This is a genomic window from Actinoplanes sp. CA-142083 (assembly GCF_050942195.1).
GTDB lineage: Bacteria > Actinomycetota > Actinomycetes > Mycobacteriales > Micromonosporaceae > Actinoplanes.
On the sequence record NZ_CP192076.1, the window covers coordinates 3933342 to 3959271 of the forward strand.

At 71.1% G+C, this 25930-nt stretch carries 26 protein-coding genes; 7 read left to right on the forward strand and 19 right to left on the reverse strand.

Features of this window, described 5'->3' with window-relative positions; genetic code table 11:
- Position 1: 1 nt before the first annotated feature.
- Together ACQPZX_RS17945 and ACQPZX_RS17950 are read right to left on the reverse strand one after the other, a co-directional pair.
- On the reverse strand, positions 2 to 889 hold the full coding sequence (locus tag ACQPZX_RS17945) for a hypothetical protein (protein ID WP_433381901.1): 888 nt from the start codon (positions 887 to 889) through the stop codon (positions 2 to 4).
- Positions 890 to 1109: 220 nt separating this feature from the next.
- Complete coding sequence (locus ACQPZX_RS17950; protein WP_433381904.1) at positions 1110 to 2357, reverse strand: acyltransferase family protein; 1248 nt, start codon at positions 2355 to 2357, stop codon at positions 1110 to 1112.
- A gap of 373 nt (positions 2358 to 2730) precedes the next feature.
- Between ACQPZX_RS17950 and ACQPZX_RS17955 the strand changes: the two genes are divergently transcribed.
- Positions 2731 to 3174: a MarR family winged helix-turn-helix transcriptional regulator gene (locus ACQPZX_RS17955; RefSeq protein ID WP_433381907.1), complete on the forward strand. Its 444-nt coding sequence runs from the start codon at positions 2731 to 2733 to the stop codon at positions 3172 to 3174.
- On the opposite strand, the gene ACQPZX_RS17960 is transcribed toward ACQPZX_RS17955, so the two are convergent.
- Genes ACQPZX_RS17960 through ACQPZX_RS17970 form a run of 3 tightly spaced genes read right to left on the reverse strand, consistent with a single transcriptional unit; the run spans position 3167 to position 6490 of the window.
- On the reverse strand, positions 3167 to 5023 hold the full coding sequence (locus tag ACQPZX_RS17960) for a DNA recombination protein RecN (protein ID WP_433381910.1): 1857 nt from the start codon (positions 5021 to 5023) through the stop codon (positions 3167 to 3169). The two genes, ACQPZX_RS17955 and ACQPZX_RS17960, sit on opposite strands and share 8 nt — an antisense overlap.
- Before the next feature lies 1 nt (position 5024).
- Complete coding sequence (locus ACQPZX_RS17965) at positions 5025 to 5528, reverse strand: hypothetical protein (protein WP_433381913.1); 504 nt, start codon at positions 5526 to 5528, stop codon at positions 5025 to 5027.
- Positions 5525 to 6490: a hypothetical protein gene (locus ACQPZX_RS17970; RefSeq protein WP_433381916.1), complete on the reverse strand. Its 966-nt coding sequence runs from the start codon at positions 6488 to 6490 to the stop codon at positions 5525 to 5527. Before ACQPZX_RS17970 ends, ACQPZX_RS17965 begins: the two co-directional genes overlap by 4 nt.
- A 180-nt stretch (positions 6491 to 6670) precedes the next feature.
- Between ACQPZX_RS17970 and ACQPZX_RS17975 the strand changes: the two genes are divergently transcribed.
- A complete protein-coding gene (locus tag ACQPZX_RS17975; protein WP_433381919.1) occupies positions 6671 to 7780 on the forward strand; it encodes an endonuclease/exonuclease/phosphatase family protein in 1110 nt (369 codons plus the stop codon).
- Between the two features lie 766 nt (positions 7781 to 8546).
- Here the strand turns inward: ACQPZX_RS17975 and ACQPZX_RS17980 are convergent.
- Together ACQPZX_RS17980 and ACQPZX_RS17985 are read right to left on the reverse strand one after the other, a co-directional pair.
- A complete protein-coding gene (locus tag ACQPZX_RS17980) occupies positions 8547 to 8978 on the reverse strand; it encodes a GNAT family N-acetyltransferase (RefSeq protein WP_433381921.1) in 432 nt (143 codons plus the stop codon).
- Positions 8979 to 9035: 57 nt separating this feature from the next.
- Complete coding sequence (locus tag ACQPZX_RS17985; protein ID WP_433381924.1) at positions 9036 to 10181, reverse strand: glycoside hydrolase family 53 protein; 1146 nt, start codon at positions 10179 to 10181, stop codon at positions 9036 to 9038.
- Between the two features lie 128 nt (positions 10182 to 10309).
- Between ACQPZX_RS17985 and ACQPZX_RS17990 the strand changes: the two genes are divergently transcribed.
- Complete coding sequence (locus ACQPZX_RS17990) at positions 10310 to 11365, forward strand: LacI family DNA-binding transcriptional regulator (protein WP_433381927.1); 1056 nt, start codon at positions 10310 to 10312, stop codon at positions 11363 to 11365.
- 4 nt (positions 11366 to 11369) lie between these two features.
- On the opposite strand, the gene ACQPZX_RS17995 is transcribed toward ACQPZX_RS17990, so the two are convergent.
- The 4 genes from ACQPZX_RS17995 to ACQPZX_RS18010 form a co-directional block, all read right to left on the reverse strand.
- On the reverse strand, positions 11370 to 12230 hold the full coding sequence (locus tag ACQPZX_RS17995) for a pyridoxal-phosphate dependent enzyme (RefSeq protein WP_433381930.1): 861 nt from the start codon (positions 12228 to 12230) through the stop codon (positions 11370 to 11372).
- Between the two features lie 171 nt (positions 12231 to 12401).
- The gene (locus tag ACQPZX_RS18000; protein ID WP_433381933.1) at positions 12402 to 13262 is read right to left on the reverse strand and encodes a hypothetical protein; all 861 of its coding nucleotides are present in this window, start codon (positions 13260 to 13262) and stop codon (positions 12402 to 12404) included.
- Positions 13263 to 13294: 32 nt separating this feature from the next.
- A complete protein-coding gene (locus tag ACQPZX_RS18005; protein ID WP_433381936.1) occupies positions 13295 to 15010 on the reverse strand; it encodes an MDR family MFS transporter in 1716 nt (571 codons plus the stop codon).
- A gap of 72 nt (positions 15011 to 15082) precedes the next feature.
- The gene (locus ACQPZX_RS18010; protein WP_433381938.1) at positions 15083 to 15526 is read right to left on the reverse strand and encodes a MarR family transcriptional regulator; all 444 of its coding nucleotides are present in this window, start codon (positions 15524 to 15526) and stop codon (positions 15083 to 15085) included.
- Positions 15527 to 15594: 68 nt separating this feature from the next.
- Here ACQPZX_RS18010 and ACQPZX_RS18015 point away from each other — a divergent pair, with 68 nt between their 5' ends.
- Positions 15595 to 15969 (forward strand): hypothetical protein, encoded by a 375-nt coding sequence (locus ACQPZX_RS18015; protein WP_433381941.1) that lies wholly within the window; start codon positions 15595 to 15597, stop codon positions 15967 to 15969.
- Here ACQPZX_RS18015 and ACQPZX_RS18020 read toward each other — a convergent pair.
- The 4 genes from ACQPZX_RS18020 to ACQPZX_RS18035 are packed head-to-tail and all read right to left on the reverse strand — an operon-like array spanning position 15964 to position 20105.
- Positions 15964 to 16464 (reverse strand): NUDIX hydrolase, encoded by a 501-nt coding sequence (locus ACQPZX_RS18020; RefSeq protein WP_433381943.1) that lies wholly within the window; start codon positions 16462 to 16464, stop codon positions 15964 to 15966. The two genes, ACQPZX_RS18015 and ACQPZX_RS18020, sit on opposite strands and share 6 nt — an antisense overlap.
- Before the next feature lie 24 nt (positions 16465 to 16488).
- Positions 16489 to 17415, reverse strand: coding sequence for an Acg family FMN-binding oxidoreductase (locus ACQPZX_RS18025; protein WP_433385302.1), 927 nt, complete (start codon positions 17413 to 17415; stop codon positions 16489 to 16491).
- 2 nt (positions 17416 to 17417) lie between these two features.
- On the reverse strand, positions 17418 to 18368 hold the full coding sequence (locus ACQPZX_RS18030) for an Acg family FMN-binding oxidoreductase (protein WP_433381946.1): 951 nt from the start codon (positions 18366 to 18368) through the stop codon (positions 17418 to 17420).
- Positions 18369 to 18422: 54 nt separating this feature from the next.
- Positions 18423 to 20105: a GAF domain-containing protein gene (locus ACQPZX_RS18035; protein ID WP_433381949.1), complete on the reverse strand. Its 1683-nt coding sequence runs from the start codon at positions 20103 to 20105 to the stop codon at positions 18423 to 18425.
- Between the two features lie 104 nt (positions 20106 to 20209).
- On the opposite strand from ACQPZX_RS18035, the gene ACQPZX_RS18040 reads away from it, so the two are divergent.
- Positions 20210 to 20851 carry a response regulator gene (locus tag ACQPZX_RS18040; protein WP_433381951.1) on the forward strand — a complete coding sequence of 214 codons (642 nt, stop codon included), beginning with the start codon at positions 20210 to 20212 and terminating at the stop codon, positions 20849 to 20851.
- 42 nt (positions 20852 to 20893) lie between these two features.
- On the opposite strand, the gene ACQPZX_RS18045 is transcribed toward ACQPZX_RS18040, so the two are convergent.
- From ACQPZX_RS18045 to ACQPZX_RS18055, 3 genes are all read right to left on the reverse strand, one after another.
- Positions 20894 to 21382, reverse strand: coding sequence for a PH domain-containing protein (locus tag ACQPZX_RS18045; RefSeq protein ID WP_433381954.1), 489 nt, complete (start codon positions 21380 to 21382; stop codon positions 20894 to 20896).
- Between the two features lie 133 nt (positions 21383 to 21515).
- On the reverse strand, positions 21516 to 22181 hold the full coding sequence (locus ACQPZX_RS18050) for an NADPH-dependent F420 reductase (protein WP_433381957.1): 666 nt from the start codon (positions 22179 to 22181) through the stop codon (positions 21516 to 21518).
- Positions 22182 to 22209: 28 nt separating this feature from the next.
- The gene (locus ACQPZX_RS18055; protein WP_433381960.1) at positions 22210 to 22404 is read right to left on the reverse strand and encodes a hypothetical protein; all 195 of its coding nucleotides are present in this window, start codon (positions 22402 to 22404) and stop codon (positions 22210 to 22212) included.
- 116 nt (positions 22405 to 22520) lie between these two features.
- Between ACQPZX_RS18055 and ACQPZX_RS18060 the strand changes: the two genes are divergently transcribed.
- Positions 22521 to 23387, forward strand: a complete 867-nt coding sequence (locus ACQPZX_RS18060; RefSeq protein ID WP_433381963.1) for an arylamine N-acetyltransferase family protein — start codon at positions 22521 to 22523, stop codon at positions 23385 to 23387.
- Positions 23388 to 23397: 10 nt separating this feature from the next.
- Here ACQPZX_RS18060 and ACQPZX_RS18065 read toward each other — a convergent pair whose 3' ends face one another.
- Complete coding sequence (locus tag ACQPZX_RS18065; protein WP_433381966.1) at positions 23398 to 24276, reverse strand: alpha/beta hydrolase family protein; 879 nt, start codon at positions 24274 to 24276, stop codon at positions 23398 to 23400.
- Between the two features lie 142 nt (positions 24277 to 24418).
- On the opposite strand from ACQPZX_RS18065, the gene ACQPZX_RS18070 reads away from it, so the two are divergent.
- Entirely contained in the window at positions 24419 to 25897 is a 1479-nt protein-coding gene (locus tag ACQPZX_RS18070; protein WP_433381969.1) for a diguanylate cyclase domain-containing protein, read from the forward strand.
- Positions 25898 to 25930 lie beyond the last annotated feature (33 nt).

Here is a 25930-nt window from a genome sequence, read left to right on the forward strand (position 1 = left end):
GTTACTCCCCGTACTCGATCGGTTGCTTAACGCCTTCGAACTGTTCACGAAGAGTCGGGCCACTTGGTTCATCGACGGGTACGAGGTAGCTGCTCATGATGCCGAGGATCGCCATGCCGGCGAGGTTGTCTCCAGAGTCTTCACCCAACATGTCCGAACCGGGATCACCCAGCTGGCGGATGGCGAAGCCCTCCACGATGGCGGCGAGGATGTTGGTGAACTGCTCGAGGGTGATGCCCTCGCGTAAGCGGTAGCCACGGGTGGCGATGGTCTGCTCGTACACCTTGGACCACGGTTCGAGGGCCCCGGCGTAGTTGCTGGCGATCGTGTCGTGGATGCGGTCGTTGCGATCGGCGGTGGCGCAGACGATCAGCTGGAGCCGGAACAGCGGCATCCGGCAGATCGCCATGATCTCGTGCAGGATCGAGCGGTCGACGGCGTCGACGAAGCTCTCGTCGGTGGCCAGCCAGTCGCCACGGGTCTCCAGTTCGGCACCGTACTGGGGGTCGTAGTTCATGGCGTGGAACAGGAACGAGAGCAGGTCGTTGAGGTAGTCGTCGTGGCTGGCCCAGGTCGAGCGGTACGGCCCGGTGCCGCGCTGCCGCAGGAACGGCTCCTCGAGGTTGGCCACCTCGCGGGAGAGCGCCCGCTCCGACAAGAAGTTCAGACCCGACCAGTACTCCTTGCAGCCGTCGCCGCTGGGGGTGACCACCTCGGGGGCGCCGAGGTGGCGCTCGACGAGGTTCGCCCCGGCCTTCAGGTACGAGGCGACCTTCAACGAGTTCACCAGGGCGGCGCGGGTGGACTCCCGGACACCCTTCACGCGGGTGACGATGCCGGAAAAGTCCTGGCTGTAGGGGTAAGGCAGGTCTTTCTTGCCGTACGTCATGACCTGATTCTGGTCGGAATCCAGGCTTCTTCAAGTGCGCACGTGCGTAGTACTCGGAGGCTACGACTCGTCCATATCCCGAAGTGTTGGTGACTATTAGGAGTCAAGCAATTACTCTGCGACATCGACCGGGCCACTACCAGGCATTATCCAGGGGGCGGAAACGGCGAACCGCGCCCGGCGACAGCGCCGGACGCGGCCAGGAAAGCCGAAAGTCGACTCAGTGGACGACAGTTGACGCGGGCTCTCGCGCCACCGGAAGCTCGAGAATCTCGGTCGGCGCCTCATGCGCGGCCGGGAGCGGCCGGCGGCGGGACGGGAAGCGCTTGGCCAGCTTGTTGGAGATCTTGATGATCCAGCGGCGGGCCGGCTCCTCGACGTACCGGTGCGCGCCCTCCCCGATCAGCAGCAGGATCCCGATGGTCAGCAGGAAGCCGACGTACGGGTCGAAGCCGTGCCCCTTGGCGACCGGGTCGAAGGTGCTCAGCTGCCAGACCAGCCACCGGTGCGTGAGGTAGAGCGCGAAGCTCGCCACGCCCAGGGCGACCATCGGCTTGGTGGAGAGCAGCCGCGCCAGCCAGCCCTGCCCCGAGCCGAGCGACAGCAGCGCCACCGCGAACGGGATCACGAAGAACGCGCCGTACGAGGCCACGCCCCAGAACGAGCCCTGATCCCGGTACGCCGCCAGGAGCAGCACGTAGAGCGGCACGACCGTCTGGATGACGTTGTGCGTGACCTTGCTCCACTCGCGGGCGTGCGGCAGCAGGAACGCGATCGCCATGCCGCAGATGAAGATCGGCAGCTGGCAGAGCGGGTTGCGGTACAGCCAGCGGTGGCCGGAGGCGGGGTTCTCGGCCGGCAGCGTGGCCCGGCCGGTGATGGTGAACCACGCGACCAGCGCGATGGTGAGCACGGCGACCGCGGCGATCACCAGGACCAGGCCGCGCGGGCCCCAGCGCTTCGCGATCCCGGCCATCACCGGCACCAGGAACGGGAACAGCGCGTAGAAGAACAGCTCGGCGCCGATCGACCAACCGGGGCCGTTGTAGTACGACTGCGCGACCAGCAGGTCGGGGCTCCACGTCTGGACCGCGAACACGTTCTGGACCAGGGCCCACGGGTACTGCTTGTGGTTGACCGACCAGTAGAGGCCGAAGCAGTACGCGATCATCACCCAGTACAGCGGCATGACCCGGGCGATGCGGGCGACGTAGAACTTGATCGTCCGCCGCGTGTTGCGGGGGCGCAGCTCCGGGTAGTTGTACGCCAGGACCACGCCGGAGAGCATGAAGAACAGCGGCACGCCGATGTAGCCCCACTGGGCGATCTTGGCGACGTGGTCAGGGAGGCTTTTGGGGACGCCGACGTGCGAGACGACCACGGCGATCGCGGCCACGGCGCGCAGTCCCGTCAGGGCCCGGAGCTCGGGTTTACGGGCGTGGGGGCCCAGTTGCGTCGTGCCGGCCATGGAGCGCGTGGCGCCTTTCCCTCGTGTGGTCCGCAGCCAGGGAAACCTACCGGCAAGATTCCTTCGCGCCCAGGGTCAACGTGAAATTTATTATGAACGTTGTCTTAAGCGGCGGAGCTCCCGCTGCTCCTGGGTGAACTGCTTCCGCCTAGCAATATCACGTTTCCACTGCTCACGGGCGCTCTGGTCGCAACCGTGCACCGCGCCCTTGGTCTGCGCGGGCCCGATCAGCGACCGGAACGCCCAGTCGTCGAAGGTCTCGTGCCACCACCGCGTGAACCGGCTCATGTCGCACCTCCCGAGAAAGTTTGTACCCCAACCGTTGGTGTACAAACTATCGGTAGGATGGGGGCGAGCTGAAGGGGGATGGCCGATGAGTGACGCGCTCGACACCGCGAATCCGCTCGCGCTGGAGGAGCAGGTCTGTTTCGCGCTGTCGGTGGCGGCCCGCGGCGTGGTCGGCGTCTACCGCCCGCTGCTCGAGCCGATGGGCCTCACCCACCCGCAGTACCTGGTGATGCTCGCCCTGTGGCAGCACTCCCCGGTGTCGGTGCGCCGCCTCTCCGAGCTGCTCCAGCTCGACCCCGGCACGCTGTCGCCGCTGCTCAAGCGCCTGGAGGCGGTCGGCTACCTGCGCCGCGAGCGCAAGCCGGGCGACGAGCGCAGCCTCGCCATCACGCTCACCGGGTCGGGCCGCGCCCTGCGCGAGGAGGCGCTGAAGATCCCGCCCGCCGTCGTCCAGCGGCTGGGCATGCCGATCGAGGAGCTGCGCGCCCTGCACGCCGCGCTGACCCAGGTGATAGCAGCGGCTAAATGAACAGCGACGTCTCGCGGGAGAAGCGGACGATCACGTCCGAGTCGGCGGACGGCGGCGGCGCGTTGTCGGCGACCACGATCTGCGCCCCGGCGCCCGGCCCGGCCAGCCACGCGTCGAGGTGCTGATAGACCCGGCTGATCTCCTGGCCGAGGTTCTTCTGCGGGCTGTCCAGCAGTAGGAAACCGGGATGCGACGAGCGGCTCTCCCAGGCCAGTTCGAAGACGGCCAGCTGCCAGGCCAGGGCGATCAGGGTCCGGGCGCCGGACGAAGCCGACGTGTAGGGCTCCCCCCGGGTGTACGGGGTCAGGTCGTCCGCGACGTACGCGTCAGCCGCTCCTGGGAAATCCCACTCGCGCAAGATGTCCCGGAAGCGCGACCCCAGACCCGCCGTCACCGACGCCCGCTCGGCGGCCGGCGCCATGGCCCGCTCGTCGCGCAGCGACGTGAGCTGGGCCTGCAGGTGATCGACCGCGTCCGCCCGCTGCTGCAGCCCACCGAGCAGCCGCAGCCCGTCCACCGCGCGCTGCAGCGTCGCCGCCGCCTCCTCGCGCCGCCGGGCCAGCGCGTCACGCTCGGCGAGATAGGGCGTCACCGCGTGCTCGGTCGCCGCGTCGACCTCGGCCGCGGCCCGGGTCTCGGCCTGCTGGGACCGTTCCACCTCGGCGAGAAGCCGGGGGATCTCCTGCTCCAGCGACTCGAGGTATTCGGTCAGCTCGGCCAGCCGCGCCCGCGCCGACCGCAGCTCGGCCTGGACGTCGGGCGGGCCGTCGGGCTCGACGACCGCGCCGCAGGACGGACAGCGCCGGTCGGAGGTCTCCAGCAGCGAGAGGCACGAGGGGCAGATGTCCAGGCGCATCGGCGGGAACAGGCTGCCGGCCTCGGTGAGCATCACGAGCTTGCTGACGTCCTCGGCGTACGTGGCGCGTAGCGACGTCATCCGCTCGGCCTGGGTCTCGCGGTCGCGTAGCAGCGCGGCCGCCTCCCGCGCCGCGACCGCCGCCCGGCGATGGCGCTCGCGCAGATCGGCGGCGAAGGACGTGGAGGCTCGCGCGCGCTCGTCGAGGGCCGCCGTCTCCATGGCGCAGAGGGCGAGCTCGGACTTGGCGGCGCGCTCGAGATCAAAGAGATCGGCCTGGGACGAGCTTTCCAGGGAGGCGGCGAAACCGCGAGCGATCCGGTACGCCTCCCGGGAAGCACTGAGCGCTGCCTCGAGCGTCCGGATGCGCCGGCCCAGCTCGATCGCCCGGTCGTCGTGCACGTCGAAGACCACGTCGATGACCTGGCGCAGCTTCAGGTTCTTCATCGGGACGCTCTCGAAGAGCAGGTCGCGGTCGTCGAGGCGCTCGTTGGGCAGGAAACACAGCCACATGAGGTCGCGGAAGCTGAGCGGATCGGTCACCGCGTCGCCGGCGGCCAGCCGGTCGCGCAGCCGCACGCCCTCCAGCTTGCAGTGCGACAGGAGCAGGCTGGACAGGCTGTTGGTCGCGCCCGCGGGACGCAGCGGGCGGCGCTCGGGAGCGGTGGCGCCGGACTCGTCGAGGCGGCCGGGGCACACGTACGCGTACGTCGACGGCTCCCCGACGGCCCGCTCGATGAGATACGGAGTCCCGGAGAGCTCGACCTCGAGCGTGGCCGCCCGCACCGTCGGCATGGCCGGGTGCTCGGACGCGCCGAGGCAGTAGTCGACGAACTCCAGGATCGTCGTCTTGCCGGTGCCGAAGGCCCCCGCGATCACCGACAGCGGCCGGGGCGAGTCGGCCGGCCCGCGGAAGTCCACATCGTACGCGCGGTCCTCGGCGTGCAGGCGCAGTCGCCGGATCCGGATCCCGTGGATGCGCTCGCGTCTCATGTCAGACGTCCTTTGGGAGGTGGAGAGGGGCGGAGACCAGAGAACGACGCAGGACTTCTCTCAATCTACGTCCACTGAGCCGCCGTAGCCTGCGCATGATGATCCGCGCAGCCGTCGTGTAGGAACGGGCATAAGTGGCAGTCAGGGCACTCGCCCGCCGGCGGCCCTCGTCGGTGAGCCGGTAACGCACCCGCCCGCTCGCGGCGGCGGTCGCCAGACCCTCGCCGACCAGCACGGACAGATCGCGGGCTAGGCGTTGCTGGGCGGTCGCGAGGCGGTGGCCGGCGCTCGCGTACGACACCGCCCGGCCGTCGAAGCCCGCCATCAGCAGGGTCATCCGGTCGGGGTCGTCTTCGTCACGTACCAGGAGCAGGGGGTGGGCGGCGAGGAAGTCGTACACGCCGATCCGCTCCGCGTCGAGGCCCTCGGGAGCGTCGGCGGCGGCCGCGTCGAGCAGCAGCAGGAGGCGGGCACAGCGGAACGCCGCGAGGTCGTCGGGGGTCACGGCATCTCCTCCCGCGCGATCGCTCGCCAGTGCCGCACCCAGCCGGCCCGGCGGTTCTGCACGATCCGGTGCATCAGGCCGCACCGGTGCACCCGTCCGGCTCGCAGGTCGGCCGGGAAGGCGCCGGACTCGCGGATCTCACCCATCACGGCCGCGTGCAGCCCGCGCAGCGCCGGGTCCACCTGCAGCGAGGCATTGAAACGAGATTCCCAGATTCCGTACGCCACGGCGTCCGCCTCGCCGAGCGCGTCGACCTCGGCCCGGATGCCCTTGTCGCCGATCTCCCGGGCGAGGAGGTCGGCGTTGAAGTACTCGTGCTTGGCCGCCTCGACCTCCTCGTGTCCCGCCGCCCGCAGTTGCCGCACGAACAAGGCCGCGTCCATCATCTCGGAAATATCCGAATTAAGGGCTTTTAAGGCCCGTCGGCTTTCGGCCCCCGGCACATACGGGTCGTAGTAATGACGCCGGACATGCGCCGCATCGGGACGGGCCAGCATCTCCCGCAGCGTCGTCTCGTGCCAGAGCTCCACGACGACTCCGGTGTCCCGGCGCCGCCGCGCGCTCCACCGGTCCCACCACCGGGCCGTCTCCGGGTCCATGCTGGCCGGCACGCACAGCACCCAGCGCCGCAACTGGTAACCGTTGCGGGACGCGGCCGCCACGGCCGAATCGAACGACTCCCGGATCTGCGCCTGCTGCGACCGGGTCACCACCGGCCAGAAATACTTGGACTGCCAGATCACGACCATCCCGGCCAGGTCGCCGAGGAGCACGTCGATGCCCCAGTCGCCCGGGTGCGCCGCGATCTGCCGCGCGCCCGGGTGGACGGCCGCGATCAGCATGGCGAGCATCTGCTCGAAGTCGTCCCGGGCGCCGGCCAGGTTGCCCGCTCTGATCTGATGGGCCGCGAAGTTGATCGGAGGCTCGCCGGCGACGAGCGGCGTGGCAGCCGACGACGACATCACCCCTCCCAGCTGCGATCATGAAATGCGCGACCCCGAAGATCACTATCGCCCGGCCGGGTGACCTGCTGCAATCGAGTGAGCACCCAAAGTAGTAAGTTCCAAGATTCTTCACCCGCCATTGGTCGCCGCACCGACTGCCCGATGTCCACAGCCGACAGTCTCCCCGCGGGAGGATGGATGCGGATCGCCGCCTTCAACGTCGAGAACCTGTTCAACCGCGCCCGGGCGCTCGACCAGCGGACCTGGTCGGCCGGGCGGCCGGTGCTCGAGGCGTACGAGAGGATCTGTGGTCTTCTCGAAGAGCCCGTCTACGACGACGTCCTGAAGCGGGAGATCCTGCGCGAGCTGGGACGGCTCGGCCTGCGCAACGGGGACACCGCCAAGTTCGCGCGGCTGCGGCAGAACCGTGGCCGGCTGCTGCGCCGCTCGCGCGACGGCAAGGTCACGGTGGTCGCGGAGGGCCGCGCCTCGTGGATCGGCTGGGTCGAGCTGACCACCGACCGCTGCGACGAGCTGGCCCTCGAGCACACCGCCCGGGTGCTGCGCGACGTCGGCGCGGACATCGTCGGCGTGATCGAGGCGGAGAGCCGGTTCGCGCTCAAGCGCTTCGCCGACGCCGGCGTCGTCGCGGACGGCCGCCCGCGCTACCCGCACGTCATGGTGGTCGACGGCAACGACGAGCGCGGCATCGACGTGGGCGTGCTGGCCGGGGCGGGCTACCCGCTGGTCGGCCAGCAGAGTCACGTCGACGACGTCGACCACGTCGGCCGGGTCTTCAGCCGCGACTGCGCCGAGTACCACTTCCGCACCCCGTCCGGCGCCCGGGTCGCGGTCCTGGTCAACCATTTCAAGAGCAAGGGGTACGGCGGGAAGTTCGCGTCCGACGCGATCCGGCGCCGCCAGGCCCAGCGCGTCGCGGACATCTACCGCGGCCTGGTCGGCGATGGGATCCCGCACGTCGCCATCGTCGGCGACCTCAACGACACTCCCGAGAGCGAGCCGCTGGCGCCCCTGCTGACCGGCACCGACCTGCGCGACATCTCGACCCATCCGGCCTTCGAGGACGGCGGGCGCCCCGGCACGTACGGCTATTGCACGGCCCGCAACAAGCTCGACTACGTCCTGCTGTCACCCTCCCTGTTCGCCGCCACCAGCGGCGGCGGCATCTTCCGCCAAGGCGTCTGGGGCGGCAAGCGAGGCACGCTGTGGCCCATCTACCCGACGATGACCGCGGCGGTGCACGCTGGCTCCGACCACGCCGCCATCTACGCCGACATCGACCTTTAGCCGCTCTGTCCCGCGGTGCGGTCGTGGCTCGCCGTGGCCCGGCGCGTGCGTGGTCGCTGTGCGTGCGGCCCGTGCCGGCGGGTGGGTGGCTGAGCTGGTTTGCCGTGGCCGGGCACGTGCGAGGTCGCTGTGCGTGCGGCCCGTTAAGTCGATCGGTGGTACCGCCTCCCGCGCAGGCTCCGAGCTCAGCCCACCGCGTGGTGTCGCCACATCGCGCGGTATCGCCACATCGCGCGGTGTCGCCACGTCGCGCTGGGCGTCGCCGGGCTGCGCGGGGCGTCGCCGGGCCGCGGCGTCGCCCGGGCCGATCTTGATGATTTGCGGTTTGCGGCTGACGGATTCTCATCACCGCCAGCTGGCCTCGATCAAGTCTGCCGGAAATAACCGCATATACTGGGCGCGCGCACGCCTGCCATCCCACCACGCGGGCCTCCCAGCCCAGTAACCGGGACGCGCCGCCACCACGTGGGAGCGGGTCCCGCTCAGTGGAGCGGCCGCCGCATGGTGAGACCCTCGACCGCTCAGCGCGACGGGCCGCTCCCACCGCGACCCCGCTCCCGGGCCATGGCAAGCCGCTCAGCGCGACGGGCCGCTCCCACCGCGACCCCGCTCCCGGGCCATGGCAAGCCCCAGCCCGGCGGGCCGATCACCGCAAGTTTGATCTCCGCGGCGCCCACAAGCCATCCCCCGCCCCGGCACTGGGTGGGGCAGCAGTTAAGCATCCGGGTACGACTGAAATCGGGCGCCGTCCACAGGCGGACGGGATCTAGAGGATCCGGGCCATGCCGATCGAGGCCGGGCCGGTCTCCTCGAAGCCGTAACGGCGGTAGAGGGGGCGGCCCGGCTCGTCGGCGATCAGGCTGACGTAGGCGCCGGGCGGGGCGCCCTCCCGGATGCGCTCCAGGAGGGCGGTCAGCACGGCGTTGCCCAGGCCGCGGCGCTGGTGCTCGGGCAGGACCGCCACGTCGACGACGTGGAAGTACCAGCCGCCGTCGCCGATGACGCGGCCCATCGCCACGACCGTGTCGGTCTCCTCGTGGACGACGTGCACGCCGCACCACGAGCCGTGCACGGCCGCTTCGGCCTGGTCCCGCCGGCGGGGAGTCAGGCCGGAGCGCTCGCGCAGGTTCAGGTAGTCGTCGACCGCGGGCGGGCCCTCGGCCATCCAGTAGCCGTCGCCGAGTGCAACTGAGGTCATGAGCTCATCACACCGCATCCGGATCGGCAGGCCGCGCCGCGACCTTAAGAAATCTCGTCAGGGGCGGCGGTAGGAGCGGATCGAGGGCAGCGCCCGGCCGGTGAAGTCGAACTGGGTGAGGTTGTCGTTGGAGGCCTCGGCGCCGGGCTGCCAGCCGACCCCGGGGACCCACTCCGGCTCCCAGGCCATGAAGCCCAGGCCCTTCCCGTCCGGCACCTGCTCGAGGACCCCGCGCAGCGCCTCGTAGAACGCGGCCTGGCCCTGCGGTGTGGCCGGGAAGCGGTCCACGTCCGGGAGGTATGCGTCGGGGCCGACGATGTTGCCGCGGCCGTCCCCGTCCTCGAAGGTCCACGGGTACGAGACCTCGGCCAGCAGCACCGGCTTGTCGTAGCGGGCCACCGAGTCGATGAGGTTGGCCTGCAGCTCGGCCATCGAGCCGTGCCACATCGGGTAGTACGACTGGCCGATGACATCGAACGGGACGCCCCACTTGACGATGTTGTCGAAGAACCACTGGGTGTCGCCCATCCGGCCGCCCTTGTCGATGTGCAGCATCGTCTTGAGGCGGTGGCCGCCGCAGCCCTCGAGCGCGCCCTCGGTGCCGGCCTTGAGCAGATCGGTGAAGGCCTCCCACTGCTGGGTGCCGTCCGGCAGGTAGAGCTGGCCGGTGGGCCACAGGATCCCGTTGGTCACCTCGTTGCCGATCTGGATGAGGTCGACCGGCGTGCCTTGGGACGCGAAATCCCGTACGAGAGAACGGGTGTAGCTCTTGATCTTGACTTTGAGGGCGGCCAGGTCGGTGGGCCAGCTCGCGGGGATGGGCTGCTTGCTGGGATCCGCCCAGAAGTCGCAGTAGTGCGGGTCGAGCAGGATCTTCATGCCCGCCTTCTTGGCCCGCCGGGCGAGGGCGAGCGCGCGGGCCCTGTCGCTGTAACCGGCGGGCGGGTCGATCCAGACGCGCAGGCGCATGTAGTTGGCGCCCTCGTGGGCGAGGATCTGCTCGGCGGGGCGGACACGTCCGGCCAGGTCACGGTAGCGGACGCCGGCCTCCTCCAGCTGCGGGAGGAACGACAGGTCGGCGCCTCGGATGCTGAGGGTGGTCTTTGCTTGGGGCGCCGCGTGGGCCTGGGAGGGGACCACGGTGGCGAGGGCTATGCCGCCGGCCCCGGCGAGGAAACCGCGGCGGCTTAGTGAGGACGGCATTGATGACCTCCAAATCGCGTGGTGACATTCTGTTTTCCGCCGCGGGTTGGCTCTGCTCCAATGGAGACTGTGAGCGCTCACGGTGCTCTGCCGTAGGTGGAATGTCAAGGGAGCGTTATCGTGCAGCGATGCCCGAGGATGCGCCCGTCCACCCGAAATCGCGCGGCGCGGCCCGCCGGGCGCAGCGGCGCGGCCCCACCATGGAGGACGTGGCGACGCTGGCCGGGGTGTCGCGCGGCACCGTCTCCCGGGTGCTCAACGGCGCCAACCACGTGAGCTCGGCGTCGCTGGAGGCGGTCCGGGAGGCGATGCGCCAGACCGGGTACGTGGTGAACCAGAACGCCCGCAGCCTGGTGACCCGCCGCTCGGGGGCGGTGGCCTTCGTGCTCTCCGAGCCGCAGGACCGGCTCTTCGAGGACCCGGTGCTGGGCGCCCTGCTGCGGCACTGCACCCAGCTGCTGGGCGCGCAGGGCCGCAGCCTGATGCTGATGCTCGCCGGCACGCCCGAGGAACGGGAACGCGTGCTGGTCTTCGCCCGAGCCGGGCATGTCGACGGCGTCCTGCTGGTGTCCATGCACGACGGCGATCCGCTCGCCGCCGACCTGCTCGGCACCGGCGTGCCGGTCGTCGTGTGCGGGCGGCCGCCGCTCGACGGGCCGTCGATGCCGTACGTGGCCGCCGACGACCGCGGCGGCGCGCGCCTGATGACGCGTTACCTGCTGGATCGGGGCGCGCGGCGTCTCGCGACCGTGGCCGGGCCGGGCGACACCGCCGGTGGGGTGGAACGGCTGGCCGGGTTCCGGGACGTGCTCGGCCGGCGGGCTTCGGCGCGGGCCGTGGCGCGCGCGTCGGAGTACAGCATCGAGGCGGGCCGGGCGGCGATGGTGGAGCTGCTGGCCTCCTGCCCCGATCTGGACGCGGTGTTCGTGGCCTCCGACCTGCTGGCCGTGGGCGCCATGCAGGCGCTGGCCGCGGCCGGTCGCCGGGTGCCGGAGGACGTGCTGGTCGGCGGCTTCGACGACTCCACGATCGCGTCGGCCACGACGCCGCCGCTCACCACGATCCGCCAGCCGTTGTCGCAGGTGGCGGGCGAGTTGGTGGAGGTGTTGATCCAGCTGGTGGCGGGCCGCGCGGCCTCGTCGCGGGTGCTGCCCACGACACTGGTCCGGCGCGCGTCCGCGTGAGCGCTCACAGCAGGGCGAACAGCCCCGGCAGCCCGCCGCTGTGCAGGAACACGACCCGCCGGCCGGCGTCCGGCGTCGCGGCCAGCCCGGCCATCGCCCGCCCGGTGTAGATCGGGTCGAGGAAGAGCCCCTCGCTGCGGGCGGCCATGCTCAGCGCCGCCCGGACCGGCTCGGTCACGGTGTCGTAGCCGGGGCCGATCTGCCCGTGGTCGATGGCCAGCTCGCCGGGGTTGCTCGGCAGCAGGGCCCGCACCGCCGCCTCCGGATCGGGCACGGCGCCGGTGTCGAAGCCCAGCACGCGCTCGGCGCCCAGCCCCGCGACCAGCCCGGCCATGGTGGCGCCCGACCCGACGGCGACCACCACCCGGTCGAACCCCGCCTGCGCCTCCAGCTCGCGGGCGCACTCGGCGTAGGCGGCGACCGAGGTGGGGGAGGAGCCGCCGAACGGAACCAGGAAGGCGCCTCGCCGGGCGCCCTCCGTGGCCGCGACCTCATCGGCCGGTTTGTCCCCGGCCCAGACGATCTCCGCGCCGGCCAGGCGGTCCAGGATCAGGTTGCCGGTTTCCCTGACGGGCGCGTGGCCGGCCAGGACCAGCACGCACGCCAGCCCGAGCCGGGCCGCCGTCGCCGCGGTCGCCCGCGCGTGGTTGGACTGCGGCGCCCCGGTCGTGACCAGCGTGGTGGCGCCGGCGGCGAGGGCCTCCGCGCACGTGTACCGCAGCTTGCGCGCCTTGTTGCCCCCGCCGCCCAGGCCGATCAGGTCGTCCCGCTTGATCCAGAGCTCCTCGAGGCCCAGCGCCGCCGCCAGGCGGGGCGCGCTTTCCAGCGGCGTCGGAAAGTTGCCCAGATCCAGCGGTCGCACCATGCCCGGACTCTACGCAGGGCCTGACCTGCCGATCACGAGGGGCTGCGGCGTGGCCCAGGCGGCGCCTGACGGCGTCCGCGAGCCGGCCACATCCAACACCGGGATGCGACCGGCTCGCGGCCGACGCCAGACACCACCTGGACCTCGCCTCGGTCCCGCGCGATCGACAGGTCAGGCCCTGGCCCGCCAACTGGTCGGCACACCGGCGATGCCGGTCGAGTGGGCGCGCGTGCCGGCCGCGGTCATCAGCCAGATGTGCGGGTTCGCGAAGTCGGACGACTCCGGGATGACGTCACCCCGGCCGTAGGCCAGCCACCGGCCGTCCGGCGACCAGACCGGCGACGCCTCGACGAACTCCGGCGTGTCGGTCAGCTGCCGCGTCGTGCCGGTGCGGGCGTCGACCAGCCAGAGGTCGCCCGAGGCCTGCACGGCGAAGCTGCGCCCGTCCGGGCTCCAGTCCAGCCGGGTGGCGTCGGGCAGGTCGGTCAGCGTGCGCGGGCTCGACCCGTCCGCCCGGTAGATGTGGATCCCCGGGTAGGTCGCCGCCGCGATCCAGGCGCCGCCCGGACTCCAGGCCGGCTGCAACTCGTTCACCTCGAAGGTGTTGGTGACGTTCTCGAAGCCGTTGGTGGCGTTCGCGTCGGCCTTGAAGATGTCGCTGCCCGACTCGAAGGCGATCCACTTCCCGTCCGGTGACCATCGCGGGTTCGACGGGCCGTAGGGTGCCTGCCCGAGCAGCCGGTCGTCGGAGCCGTCAGTGTTGCGCACCCGGACGTCCCACGTGTCGAACGTGTAGGCGATCCGGGTGCCGTCGGGCGAGAAGTCCGGGCTGGAACCCCACGACAGCTCGAGGCCGTGGTCGACCGTCCCCGTTCCGTTCGGCCGGGCACTGAGCAGCTCGCCGCTGCCGTACCCCTCGGTCAGTTGCAGATAGAGGATCCGTCCGCCGGGCTGCGGGCTGGTCGCCTCGGCGACGCTCATCGGCGCTGCCGCCAGGAGAACTCCGGCGAGCACGGCTCGATACCAATTCATCTCACACACCCCCGTGGTGTTCGACGATTGTCCTAGTCCGACGGTCGCACACTCGAAAGATCGTTGGGGGGCGCCCCTTCGGCATCCCCGGCATCCCCGGCGTCCTCGGCCGCCCGCGCGGAGAGGCCCGACTGGGTGCGTAGCGGCAGCTCCGGCAGGAACAGGAAGATGACCAGCCCGGCCACCAGCACGCCGGCCGCGATCAGGAAGATCATGTCCATCGAGTTCGAGAAGCCGATTTTGAACGGCGCCGCCAGCACCGCGTCCACGTGGCTGAGGAACGACGTGTCGTTGAGCGCCGACGAGCTCAGCCCGCCGCGCAGGATCGCGATGATCGGCTTGTTGGCCGGGTCGTTCGCGACGGCCGGGTTCGCCAGGGCCTGCTGCAGTCCGGGCCCGGCCGCGTGCAGCGCCGTGGCGATCTTCGCGCCGACCGTGGAGAACAGCACCGACAGGAACACCGCCGTCCCCGCCGTCGCGCCCATCTGCCGGAAGAACGTCGCGGAGGACGTCGCCACCCCGATCTCCCGGGGCGACATCGCGTTCTGCACGGCCAGCGTGATCGGTTGCAAGATCAAACCAAGACCGAGTCCGAGTACGGCCATGAAAGCGCCCGTACGCCAGAAAGGAGTAGCCGCGCCGACGGTGTGCAGCAGCGCGAAACCCGCCGCGGCGAAGATGCTGCCCAGGATCGGGAAGATCCTGTAGCGCCCGGTCTTGCTGATGAGCTGGCCCGAGATGACCGAACCGATCATCAGCCCGGCGGTCAGCGGCAGCAGTTGCAGCCCCGATTCGGTGGGCGTGGCACCCCGTACGATCTGAAGGTAAAGCGGCAGGACCGCAAGCCCGCCGAACATGCCGACGCCCACCAGGAAGCCGCCGATGGCGGCGAGGCCGAACGTGCGATTCCGGAAGAATCGCAGCGGGATCAGGGCGTCCTCCTTCATCGCGCGCTCCGCGGCGACAAAGAGCAGCAGACCGAGTACGCCCACGGCATAGCACCCGATCGCGCGCGCCGAGTCCCAGCCCCACGACCGGCCCTGCTCCGCCACCGTCAGCAGCGGCACCAGCGCGACGCAGAGGAAGACCGCGCCCCACCAGTCGATCCGATGCTCCCGCCGTTCCTGGTCGACGCGCAGAACTTTCGCGACCACGATCAGCGCGACGATGCCGATCGGCACGTTCACCAGGAAGACCCAGCGCCAGCCGGTGATTCCGAGGATGCTGTCGGCCCCCGCGAAGAAGCCGCCGATCACCGGGCCCAGCACGCTCGACGTGCCGAAAACTGCGAGAAAGTAACCCTGATAGCGGGCCCTTTCCCGGGGCGGCACGATGTCCCCGATGATCGCCAGCGCCAGCGAGAAGAGACCGCCCGCGCCCAGCCCCTGGAACGCGCGGAACGCCGCGAGCTGGTACATCGAGGTGGCGAACGAGCTGGCCGCCGACCCGATGACGAACAGCGCGATGGCGAGCAGGAAGAACTTCTTCCGCCCGTAGATGTCGGAAAGTTTCCCGTACAGCGGCGTCGAGATGGTCGCGGTGATCAGGTACGCCGTCGTGACCCAGGCCTGCGCGCTGAGCCCGTGCAGGTCGTCGCCGATCGTGCGGATGGCCGACGCCACGATCGTCTGATCGAGCGCCGCGAGGAAGAGGCCGAGCATCAGGCCGCCGAGGACCTGTAAGACCTGGCCGTGGGTGAGTGGGCTGCCCGGCGGCGTGGCCGGGACTGATTCGGTGGCGGCGCTCATCGCGTACTCCCTGGGCTTCTTTGGCGTGCTCCTACCCAGCGAAATGCGTGCCCAAAGGGTTCAATGGCCCAGCTAACCTGCGACGTCGGTCACGGCCGCCTCGTACGCGAGCAGGGTCTCGACCACGAGCCGCTGCTGCTCGGCGCTGAGCGAGGCGAGCGCCCGCCGCCACGCCTGCGCGAACGGCGACAGCCACTCGGAGATCGCCGGCCGCGCCTGCTCGGTGATGTCGACGATGCGCCGCCGCCGGTCGTCGTCGTCCTCGCGCCGGTCCAGCACGCCTTTGCGGCTCAGGTCGCCGACCAGCAGGCTCACCGTCGTCGGCGCCACGTCGAGCCGCGCCGCCAGCTGCGAGACCGTCTGCGGCCCGTCGAGCAACAGCAGCGAGAGCAGCGACAGGTGCCGCGGCGCCAGGTCGAAGGTGCGCAGCTGCTCCGGCGGCGTGATCCGCTTGGCCCGCCCGACCAGGCGCGGGAACAGCATGATCAGCTCACGGACCGCGTCGTCGGTTGACACCCCGCCGGCACCTCATTAGCTTTGTTCTCAAAGGCATTTTGCGTTCAAAACCATTTTAGGGGTACGAGATGCCGCACCTCACCGTGCACGCGCTGGAGTCCGACCTCGCGGGTCGCGAGCCCGAGCTGATCGCCGCCCTGACCGATGCCGTGGTCGCGGTCTACGGGGACTGGGCGCGCGAGATAGCCGAGGTGCTCCTGATCGGGGTGCCGGAGAATCGCTGGGGGACGGCGGGCTCGGCACCGGCGCCGAGGGTCACTTTCGGGATCCGGGCGGGCGTCTTCGACCGTCCCGATGCCGCCGAGGTCCTGTCCCGGCTCGCCGCCGCGGTCACGGACGCCGTTGCCGCCGCGGTGGGGGAGCAGGTGCGCGCCGGCGTGACGGTCGAGTTCGTGGGAAGCCCCGACGGCCGCACCGCGGTCGGCGGAGTCCTGTCCTCATAGGCCTAGGGTGATCGGCTCGGACGGTATCCCGGACGTGAGCAGGCCGGTCAGCGGGGTGGCAAGGTCGCGGGGCGAGAACAGGTCGGGTCCGGCGTAACCGGTGATCTCGGAGAGCTGCCACCATCGAAAGGCGGCGATGTGCTCGGCGGCGAGCTGCTCGTCGGTGAGCTCGCCCCGAGCCTCGAAGTGGGTGGCGCGCACGAGGAAGTAGTCGTTGACGATGCCGTCGAAGCCGGGCGCATGGTCGGCGACGACCACTTGATGCCAGACGTGCGGCGGATCGACGGCGGTGACCAGGCCGGTTTCCTCGCGCAGCTCACGGCGCAGCGCGGACAGCCGGTCCTCACCGGGTTCTACGCCGCCACCAGGAGCGGCCCAGATGGCCTGTACCCCATGCGGAACCGCCGGGTGGGGGAAGACGAATCGGCACAGCAGGACGCGATCATCCTCGTCGAGGATGATCGCGCGGACGGCGGCTCGGAGGTTCCGCGACACGGCAGCATCAGGCCCTGTGGATGGTCAGACCAGCACGGGCCCTAAGTCCCGGCGCGGGGTCGGGTGGCCCGGGGTGCCGTAGCCGAAGCGCACCACGATCTGCGGGTGCCCGTTGCGGCCCAGGGACCGCCGCAGCTGGTCGCGCGCGGCCGGCACCTCGATCGGCTGGCTGATCATGGAGGTGTCCAGCCCGGACGCGGTCGCGGTGAGCAGCACCTTCTGCAGGGCCTGGCCGGCCAGGGTCTGGTCGACCGGCAGGTCGCCGGGGGAGCCGAGGATGCCGATCAGCGGCTCCGGCTCGTAGTCCCGCGCGGGGGAGCGCCGCCGGTCGTTGAAGAGGCGCTGCGGCAGCAGGTCCTGCGGCTCGGCCAGGGGAGCGCCCGCGCTGACCGGGACGGCGTCCCGCCAGGCGGCCAGGGCTTCCTGGTACGCGGTGTCCCGGCGCAGCACCCGGTCGGCGCTCTGCGCGATCTCGGCGAACCCGCTCAGCGCGGTCGTGCCCACGAGCAGGTCGAGCCAGGCGCCCTCGTCCCGGGCGGCCTCGATGAGCCGTACGCGTACATCCGTCGGAACCGGATCGGGCCAGAACGGCCCACGGTTGCTGTACCGGCGCGGGATGGCGTCGAAGAGCTCCTGCTCCGCGTAGGTCGCCGGCCTGGATCCTTTCGGCGACAAGTGGGCGATCACGCCCGGCGACGGATGCAGCCGTACCGCGGCCGGACGCCCGGCGGCCGCGAGGGCCAGCCGGGCGTTGTAGGTGGCCGCGCCGCAGGCGATGCGCGTGGCCCAGCCGCCGTGGTCGGCAACCGGCAGGCTGCGGGCCGGGTCGGCCAGGATCTCGACGGCGCCCCCGCTGAGCCGGAACAGCCACGGCTGGCTGTTGTGCAGCGACGGCGCCCGGACGCCCGCCGAGGCCGCCCGGTGCAGGTCCGCTGCCTCGTAGGCGGGCACGGTCACTCGATGACGGTGATCACGTCGCGCGGGTCGCGGCGCGGGGTCGGCGGCGGGGGCGGCGCGTCCGGCAGATAGCCGAGGCGGATCACCAGGTACGGCTCGCCGAGGCCGGCGATGAGGCCGCGCACCAGGTGCCGGGGCCACTCGACCTCGATGGCGTCGCTGATCACCGAGGACGACAGCCCGTCGGCGGTGGCGCGCAGCAGCAGCGCCGACAGCGCCTCCCCGCCGCGCAGAACGGCCTCGGGCTCGTCGGTCTCGCCGAACAGCACGAGATAAGCGGTGCCCTGGTCGTGGGCGTCCCCGATGGGCTGGGCCGCGTTGCCGAAGGGGTCGAAGTCGCGCAGCGGAACCCGCCGCACCCCCTGCTGGACGGCGGTCTCGGGCGGCACGCCGTCGCCGGTGAACGAGGGCCGGCTGGTCCAGCGGGCCAGCTCGGCCTGGAAGGCGTCGTCGTCGCGTTCGGCGCCGGCCGCCGACTCGGTGCTGATGGCCAGTTCGACGACCTGGTCGGGCCGCACCACGTGCAGATATGCGCCCTCGGCCTCGACGAGCCGGCGCAGGGTGGTCAGCTCCTCGTCGGCGACGGGCCGCTCGCCGAACGCGCGCCGGTCGCTGTGCCGGCGGGGGATCGCGTCGGCCAGGTCGGTCTGGGCGGGCTCGGCGGCGCCTTCGATGTGTACGGTCGCAAGCAACCCGCGCGAGGGGTCGAACTCGCGGGTGACCGACACGGCGTACCCGGCCGCGGCCAGGGCGACGCGCGCGTGGTGCAGGGCCGTGCCGCAGCTGAGCAGGAGCAGCTTCCCCGACTTGTCGACGACGTCGAGCTGGCGCGCCGAGTCGGCGAAGAGCTCCATGGTGTCCCCGGTGATCCGCCACGACCAGGGCTGGGTGTTGAAGACCGAGGGTGCGTGCTGGGCCGCTCGGGCGGCGTCTTCGAGCGCAGTCATAAGACCGACGATGACGTACGGGGACCGCACGCGTTCAGGGCCGAAGGTCCCTACTCACGTGGTTATCGGGGCCCGCCAGGTCACGACCGTCCCGCTGCCGCCGGCGCCGGCGCCGATCACGAAGGTCCCGCCGAGGTCGTTGGCGCGCTCGCTCATGTTGACGATCCCGCCGCGCGCGCCCGTGGCGTCGGCGCCGACCCCGTCGTCCTCGACCCGCAGCACGACCTCCTGCCCGGTCGCCCGCACCGACACCCGCACCTGGGTGGCCCGGGCGTGCCGGGCGACGTTGGAGAGCGCCTCGCGCAGCACGGCCATCAGCTCGGGCACGATGTCGTCCGGGATCGCGCTGTCCACCGGCCCGATGGTGTCGAGGACCGGCCGGAAACCGAGCGTCGCGGTGGCGGCCTCGACCGTTTCGTGCAGCTCGGTGCGCAAGGACGGACCGGTGGGCGTCCGCAATTCGAAGATCGACCGCCGGATGTCGCGGATCGTGGCGTCGAGGTCGTCGACGGCCGCGTTGATCCTCTTGACCGCCTCGGCGCGGGCCGCGTGCGGCACCGCGCCCTGCAACTGCATGCCGGTCGCGAACAGCCGCTGGATGACCACGTCGTGCAGGTCGCGGGCGATGCGCTCGCGGTCCTCGAGCACCGCGAACTGCTCCCGCTGCTCCTGAGCCTGCGCCCGTTCGAGGGCGAGCGCGGCCTGCCCGGCGAACGTGGAGAGCAGCACCGCCTCCTCGTCGTCGGGCACCCGGTCGGCCGGCTGGGTGACGATCAGCATGCCGCGCAGCGTTTCCGCAGCCGTCAGCGGCGCGGCCAGGGCCGGCCCGTCCGGCACCGGGGCCGGCCACTCGGTCACCGCGGACAGGCTCTCCACGACCTTGTATTTCTCCTGGCCGAGCTCGACGTCGGCCGGCACCCGCCGCCCGGTCATCGCCTCGGCGCCGTCGGCCACCTCGATCGTGTAGCAGGCGTGCTCCTCGTCGTGCAGCAGCACCATGACCAGCTCGGCGCCGGACACCTCGCGGGCGCGGCGGGCGATCAGCCGCAGCGCCTCGTTGCGGTGCGCGGTGCTCACCAGCACCGCGGTGATCTCGGCGGTGGCGGCCAGCCAGCGCTCCCGGCGGCGGGCGAGGGCGTAGAGGCGGGCGTTGTCGATGGCGACGCCGGCCGCGGCGGCCAGCGCCACCACGATCTCCTCGTCGTCCTCGCTGAACTCGGGCGCGCCCTGCTTCTCGGCGAGATACAGGTTGCCGAAGATCTGGTCGCGGATGCGCACGGGGACCCCGAGAAAGCTGTGCATCGGCGGATGGTGGGGCGGGAATCCGTACGATTGCGGATGTCGGCGAATGTCCGGAAGCCGGACCGGGTGCGGATCGGTGATCAGGAGCCCCAGCACGCCACGGCCGTGCGGCAGGTCGCCGATCTGGGCGTGGGTCGCCGGATCGATGCCGTGGGTCACGAAGTCGATCAGCTCGGTGCGGTCGGCGCCGATCACGCCCAGCGCGCCGTACCGCGCGCCGACCAGCGCGCACGCCGACTCGACGATGCGCTGCAGGGTGCTGCGCGGGTCGAGGTCGGTGCCGATGCCGACCACCGCGTCCAGCAGGGCCCGCAGCCGTTCCCGGCTGGCCATCACCTCGCCGACCCGGTCCAGCATCTCCTGCAGCAGCTCGTCGAGCCGCACCCGCGACAGCGGGCCGAGCCCGAGTGAGGGCGGTTCCGCACGCTCCGACATGCCGTCAGGCTATCGGCGATCATCGGCCCGGACACCGTCCGTCCCGGGTGATAAGGGACGAAGGTCCCTAGGTGGCGTGCGTCACCGCGCGATAGAACTAAGGCGTGATCCGTGTATTTCTGCTCGACGACCACGAGGTGGTCCGCCGCGGCCTGATCGACCTGCTGCAGGCCGACGGCGACATCGAGGTCGTCGGGGAGTCCGGCTCGGCGCAGGAGGCCGCCCGCCGCATCCCGGCGCTGCGCCCCGACGTGGCGGTCCTCGACGCCCGGCTGCCCGACGGCAACGGCATCGACGTCTGCCGGGACGTGCGCGCGATCGACTCGACGATCAAGGGTCTGATCCTCACCTCCTACGAGGACGACGAGGCGCTGTTCGCCGCGATCATGGCCGGCGCGTCGGGCTACGTGCTCAAGCAGATCCGCGGCACCGACCTGGTCGACGCGGTGCGCCGGGTGGCCGAGGGGCAGTCGCTGCTCGACCCCGCGGTGACCCAGCGGGTGCTCGAGCGCATCCGCAACGGTGTGGAGCAGCCGCGTGAGCTGGCCGGGTTGACCGATCAGGAGCGGCGGATCCTCGAGTTCATCGCCGAGGGGCTGACCAACCGCGAGATCGCGGGCCGCATGTTCCTGGCGGAGAAGACGGTGAAGAACTACGTGTCGAGCCTGCTGGCCAAGCTCGGGTTGGAGCGGCGCACCCAGGCGGCGGTCCTCGCCACCCGGCTTCTCGGAGATCACAAAGGCTGACGGACCTTCGGCCCTGCCGCCGCGGGCAGGGCCGGCGCTGCCTCAGACCAGAGCCTTGACGTGGACAGCTTCGGCGTGGCGGTCGCGTAGGTCCTGGTAGAGCGCGCGGAACACCTCCGGCCGGGCGTGGAAGTCGACGCCCTTCTCCCACAGCGACGTGTTCACGCGGGCGCCGTTCGGCCGCCGGAGCATGATGCACTTGCCGGAGGGGATGGCGAAGCCGCCGACCCGGTGGACGACCGGCTCGACGGTGATCTGGTCGACCTCCTGCCACCCGAGCTTCCGGGTGGTCAGGAGGTTGCGGACCATGATGCCGGCGTCACTGGTGTAGAGGCCGATCCGGTGGATCCGCCACGCGCCGGCCAGCCACACGACGGCCAGAACCGCGGCCAGGCCCAGCTCCAGCGCGCCGGTCAGGTCGAGCATGCGGGACGTCGTCCAGTGCAGGTAGGCGAGCGCGCCGGCCTCCCAGATCACCACCCACCAGCGACCCCGGCCCGGCTCGTACGGGCGGGTCCAGGAACGGGGCATGGCGAACTCCGGGTGGGTGGGAAGCAACAAGCGCCACCCAGTGCAGCGGCCGGCGCGGTCGGCGGGAATCGGCCGATCGGGTCGGTCGCCCTTCCGACACCTCACCTATCGGCGGGAAGCCGCCCGGCGTGAGTCAGCGCTTGGCCTCCGCCACCGCGGCGCGGACCTTCTCGGCGCTCGCGGGCGTGCCGGCCGGGTCCTCGAAGGTGCCGTACGGCGGGCCGTACGCGGGCTGACCGGGCTCGACCCGCCAGCTCTCGGCGAGCGGGCCGACGTCGACCGTGTCGTAGCCGATCGCGTCGAGGAACTCGGTCACCGCCTTCTTGGCCTCGGCGTCGTCACCGGCGATGGTCAGCGAGGTGCGGTCGGCGGCGCCGTGCGGGCGGGCCAGCGAGCCCAGGTGCAGGTGGAAGATGTTGTTGAAGACCTTCACCACCTTGGCGCTGCCGAGGTGCCGCTGCTCCAGCTCGGCGCTGGTGAGCAGGCCCTCGTCGAGCTCGGCGAAGTGGCCGTCGCGCGCCGCGTAGTAGTTGTCGGTGTCGAGCACAACTTTCCCGGCGAGTTGCTCGACCGGCAGCTTCGCGTGCGCGTGGAACGGCACGCTCACCACCACCAGATCGGCCCGCGCGGCGTCGGCAGGCGTCGCCGCTTGCGCTTTGGACCCAAGATCTCGTACGAGCTCGGCCAGCGTCTCCGGGCCACGCGAGTTGCTCAGCACCACGTCGTAGCCGGCGTTCACGGCGAGGCGCGCGACAGTGCCGCCGATCAGTCCGCTGCCGATGAATCCCACAGTCGTCATGTCCGCGACAACATCGCTGCCACGGCAACTATTGCGGGCCTTCGCGCAGCAGATAGGAGATCTGCGTCTCGGGAACTTCCTGGTGCGGACCGTAGATCTCCCAGCGCGGCCCGGCGAGCGGCAGCCCCGCGCTCAGGATCGCCTCGTGGGCCGCGCCGAGCTGGTCGTAGGGCCCGCGATGAACGGTCGTCGCGACCCTGCCGCCCGGCAGCTCGGACGCCACGACCGGTCGCCGAGCGGGATCGGCGCCGCCGGCAGCAGCACGCCCACCTCAACGTGCGGGACGTCGTCGAGGTAGAGCATGACGCTGGGGCCGCCGCCCCGGGTGATGATGGCGCGATGAGCCCCTCGATCGACATCCCCGGCTATCTGCGGCGGCTGCGCCTCGGCCACCTCGAGGGGCAGCCGCCGAGCGTCGAGAACCTGCATCTGCTGCATCGGGCGCACGCCGAGCTCATCCCGTACGAGAATCTCGAAATTTGGCTCGGCCGCCCGACGACGGTCGACCCGGCGGAGTCGGTCGCGCGAATTCTCCGGGGCCGCGGCGGTTACTGTTTCCACCTGAACGGCGCATTCTCGGCTCTGCTGCTCGCGCTGGGCTACCGGGTGACGCGGCATTTCGGCGGCGTGCAGAACAACACGCTCCGCGACGCCGGCGCCACCGGCAATCATCTGGTGCTGACCGTTTCCGATCTGCCGTCCGCGGAGGCGCCCGACGGCCGGTGGCTGGCCGATCTCGGCATGGGCGACGGCCTGCACGAGCCCGTGCCGCTTGCGGTGGGTGCTTTCCGGCAGGGCCCTTTCTCGTACGCCTTGCGCGCGTCCGTCGCCGAGCCCGGTGGCTGGCGCTTCGACCACGACCCGCGCGGTTCCTTCCTCGGCATGGACTTCCGCGCCGCCGAGACGGAGATGTCCGCCTTCAACGACATGCACGGTTTCCTGTCCACGTCGCCCGAGTCCGGCTTCGTGCGCGCCCTGGCCGTCTTCCGCCGCGACGCCACCGGTTGCGACTGCTTGAGAGGCCTGGTCCTGACCCGCGTAGGCGAGCACGACGCCCGCACCACCCTCGACAGCGCGGGGGACTACCTCGCGGCCCTATCAGATATTTTTTATATTCGCCTGGCGGACGTGACGAGGGCCGAGCGGGAAGCCCTGTGGCGGAGGCTGATCACCGCGCACGAGGACTGGCTCGCCGCCCAGGCCTGACCCCCCGTGGCTACTTGGACTCGAGGCGGCCCTGCTCGCCGGCGCTCGCCGTCGCCCATCCGGAGTCGGTCGGGTCGAGCGCGCTTCGCAGGAAGGCCGTGGTCAGCCGCCGCACGGCTTCGACGCGCTCCGGGCTCTCGTCGGTGGTCTCGGTGGAGTGGTAGCCGGTGATGCCGCCCAGCGAGTGCTCCGCGCCGAAGAGGGTGAGCAGGCTCTTCGCGCCCGGGCTCAAGTGGTAGGCATCCGTGAACCACTCCGGCCCGCGCACGGACAGCGCCGACTGGTCCTTGTCGCCCGCCACCACCAGGGTCGGCGTGGTCATCGTCCCGAAGTCCGGGTTCATGAACGGGAAGTGCTCGGCCGCGAACGGCGTCAGGTCATCACCGCCGGTGCCGGCCGCGGCCAGCAGCACACCCGCCTTGACCCGCGGATCAGGAGTGACGAGCGTGCGCGGGCCGGAAGTGCCGATTACTCCGGCGCCCAGCAGCATGCCGACCGACTGAGCACCCCACGAGTGTCCGGCCACAGCGACGCTGTCGCGGTCCACGCGGCGGGCGAGGCCCGGCACCGCCGACTCGACGGCGTCGAGATGGTCGAGTGTCCGACACAGATCCTCCACTCGGAAGCGCCAGATCTCGTCGTAACGCGGGTCGTCAGGGGTGACGCCGAGCGTCCGGGAGTCGAGGTGGGTGGGCTGCACGACGACGAAACCGTCCGCGGCCCAGTAATCGACGAGCGGGGCGTAGCCGTCCATCGACTCCCCGAAGCCGTGCGAGAAGACGATGACGGGCAGGCCGGCGCCGGTCGTGGGAGCCGTCACGCGGAGCTGCAGGTCCTCGCCGCGGCCGGGGGCGGGCAGCACCACCGGGCGGACCGAGATGATGGTCATGAGTTGTCTCCTAGATAAGTGGATCCTGGTTCCGTTTCGACGATATGGAACCAAGTTCCGCTTAGCAAGTGACGGTGATCTCAGCGGCGAAGTCGTAGGCCAGAACCTAAAGCAGGGGTACGACAGAACCGAAGGAACGACCATGCCCCGCCGCCTTCCGATCGCTCACCTGTGCCTCGGCGTGCTCTACGCCGTCCTCATGGTGCTCGCGGTCAGCGTGGGCGAGAACGTCGCCGAGGTCGCCCGGGTCGTGTTCGGCGTCATCGGGCTGACCGCTGCGGTCTGGGCCGCGCGGGATCGTGGGCCCGCCCATCGCGCGTGGCTGGCGGTGGCGGTGAGCTTCGCGGTGCTGGTGGTGTCGCCGCTGCTGCGGGTCGTGCTCAAGGGCGTGGGCATCAGCGCGGCCGACGACGTCACGCACGTGACTTTCGTGCTGGCGCTGCTCGTCGCCCTGCGCATGTTTCCGCTTGCCCGGATGAACCGGCGCGAGCGGTGGAAGTCCGCGATCGACTCCACGACGGTTCTCGTCGGCGGGACGATGGTGCTCTGGTACACCTCGTTCGGCGGGTCCGGCGAGCGCAACCTGCTGATCTCCGCGGGCCTCTTCCCCCTCTCCGACCTGGCCCTCCTCTTCACCGCCTCGCGGGTGCTGCTGCGCGGCGCCGACGGCACGTCCCAGCGCCCGCTGCGCTGGCTGGTGGCCGGCGCGATGGTGCTGTTCGCGGGCGACGCCGTGCACGGCTCGCTCGTCGCGCACGACAAGATCGAGTTCCACGCGCCCTGGCAGTTCCTCTGCTGGATCACCGCCGACGCGCTGCTGGCCGCCGGCGCCCTGGCGCAATGCGCCGGCCGCGCCGGGCAGACCCGTGGGTTGCGGCCGACCGTTCCGGTTTCGCGATTTCTCCCGTACGCGGCGGTCGCCGTCGCCCACATCCTGATGTTCGTCGCCGCCGTGCAGGAGGGCACGTTCTTCCCCTGGGGCGGCCTGGCCCTCGGCGGCGCGGTCCTCAGCGCGCTCGTCCTGTTCCGCCAGACCCTCGTGCAGCGCGAAAGCGACGAGCAGGCCGTCACCGACCACCTCACCGGCCTGTCCAACCGCAGCCTGTTCCGCGCCACCGACACCCGCTCGCTGGCCCGGGCCGCCCGCACCGGCCGGCACAGCGCGGTCCTGGTGATCGACATGAACGGCTTCAAGGAAGTCAACGACACGCTCGGCCACAAGTCCGGCGACCTGGTGCTGGTCGAGTTCGCCGAATTGCTGCGCCGTTGCGTGCCCGCCTCCGGCCTGCCGTGCCGGCTGGGCGGCGACGAGTTCGCCGTGGTCCTTCCCGATCTCGACAACCCCGGGCAGGCGTACGAGGTGGCCGGCCGGATCGCCGGCGAGGTGTCCCCGGTCGTCATCGACGGGAAGATCATCGCCATGGCGGCCAGCATCGGCGTGGCCGTCTCCGGGCCCGGCGAGCTCACCCACGACGAGATCGTCCACCGCGCCGATCAGGCCATGTACCGGGCCAAGAAGTCCGCGCCGCACACCCGCTGGGCGGCCTGGACCGAGTACCTGGAGCAGCCTGAGATCGACGCCACAATCCATCGGGAATTGTCGATCCCCCTTGCCGGTTGAGCGGGCCACAAGGTCAACCGAGGGGAACGAGTC

Bases quoted from the DNA above. Each gene is read 5' to 3' on its own strand.
- ACQPZX_RS17990 (WP_433381927.1), top strand. From the start codon at position 10,310: ATGCCCGAGGATGCGCCCGTCCACCCGAAATCGCGCGGCGCGGCCCGC.
- ACQPZX_RS17945 (WP_433381901.1), bottom strand. From the start codon at position 889: ATGACGTACGGCAAGAAAGACCTGCCTTACCCCTACAGCCAGGACTTT.
- ACQPZX_RS17960 (WP_433381910.1), bottom strand. From the start codon at position 5,023: ATGAGACGCGAGCGCATCCACGGGATCCGGATCCGGCGACTGCGCCTG.
- ACQPZX_RS18045 (WP_433381954.1), bottom strand. From the start codon at position 21,382: ATGCCCCGTTCCTGGACCCGCCCGTACGAGCCGGGCCGGGGTCGCTGG.
- ACQPZX_RS17985 (WP_433381924.1), bottom strand. From the start codon at position 10,181: ATGCCGTCCTCACTAAGCCGCCGCGGTTTCCTCGCCGGGGCCGGCGGC.
- ACQPZX_RS18070 (WP_433381969.1), top strand. From the start codon at position 24,419: ATGCCCCGCCGCCTTCCGATCGCTCACCTGTGCCTCGGCGTGCTCTAC.
- ACQPZX_RS18005 (WP_433381936.1), bottom strand. From the start codon at position 15,010: ATGAGCGCCGCCACCGAATCAGTCCCGGCCACGCCGCCGGGCAGCCCA.
- ACQPZX_RS18065 (WP_433381966.1), bottom strand. From the start codon at position 24,276: ATGACCATCATCTCGGTCCGCCCGGTGGTGCTGCCCGCCCCCGGCCGC.
- ACQPZX_RS18000 (WP_433381933.1), bottom strand. From the start codon at position 13,262: ATGAATTGGTATCGAGCCGTGCTCGCCGGAGTTCTCCTGGCGGCAGCG.
- ACQPZX_RS18050 (WP_433381957.1), bottom strand. From the start codon at position 22,181: ATGACGACTGTGGGATTCATCGGCAGCGGACTGATCGGCGGCACTGTC.
- ACQPZX_RS17950 (WP_433381904.1), bottom strand. From the start codon at position 2,357: ATGGCCGGCACGACGCAACTGGGCCCCCACGCCCGTAAACCCGAGCTC.
- ACQPZX_RS18030 (WP_433381946.1), bottom strand. From the start codon at position 18,368: ATGACTGCGCTCGAAGACGCCGCCCGAGCGGCCCAGCACGCACCCTCG.
- ACQPZX_RS17955 (WP_433381907.1), top strand. From the start codon at position 2,731: ATGAGTGACGCGCTCGACACCGCGAATCCGCTCGCGCTGGAGGAGCAG.
- ACQPZX_RS17995 (WP_433381930.1), bottom strand. From the start codon at position 12,230: ATGGTGCGACCGCTGGATCTGGGCAACTTTCCGACGCCGCTGGAAAGC.
- ACQPZX_RS18035 (WP_433381949.1), bottom strand. From the start codon at position 20,105: ATGTCGGAGCGTGCGGAACCGCCCTCACTCGGGCTCGGCCCGCTGTCG.
- ACQPZX_RS17970 (WP_433381916.1), bottom strand. From the start codon at position 6,490: ATGTCGTCGTCGGCTGCCACGCCGCTCGTCGCCGGCGAGCCTCCGATC.
- ACQPZX_RS18060 (WP_433381963.1), top strand. From the start codon at position 22,521: ATGAGCCCCTCGATCGACATCCCCGGCTATCTGCGGCGGCTGCGCCTC.
- ACQPZX_RS17980 (WP_433381921.1), bottom strand. From the start codon at position 8,978: ATGACCTCAGTTGCACTCGGCGACGGCTACTGGATGGCCGAGGGCCCG.
- ACQPZX_RS17975 (WP_433381919.1), top strand. From the start codon at position 6,671: ATGCGGATCGCCGCCTTCAACGTCGAGAACCTGTTCAACCGCGCCCGG.
- ACQPZX_RS18015 (WP_433381941.1), top strand. From the start codon at position 15,595: ATGCCGCACCTCACCGTGCACGCGCTGGAGTCCGACCTCGCGGGTCGC.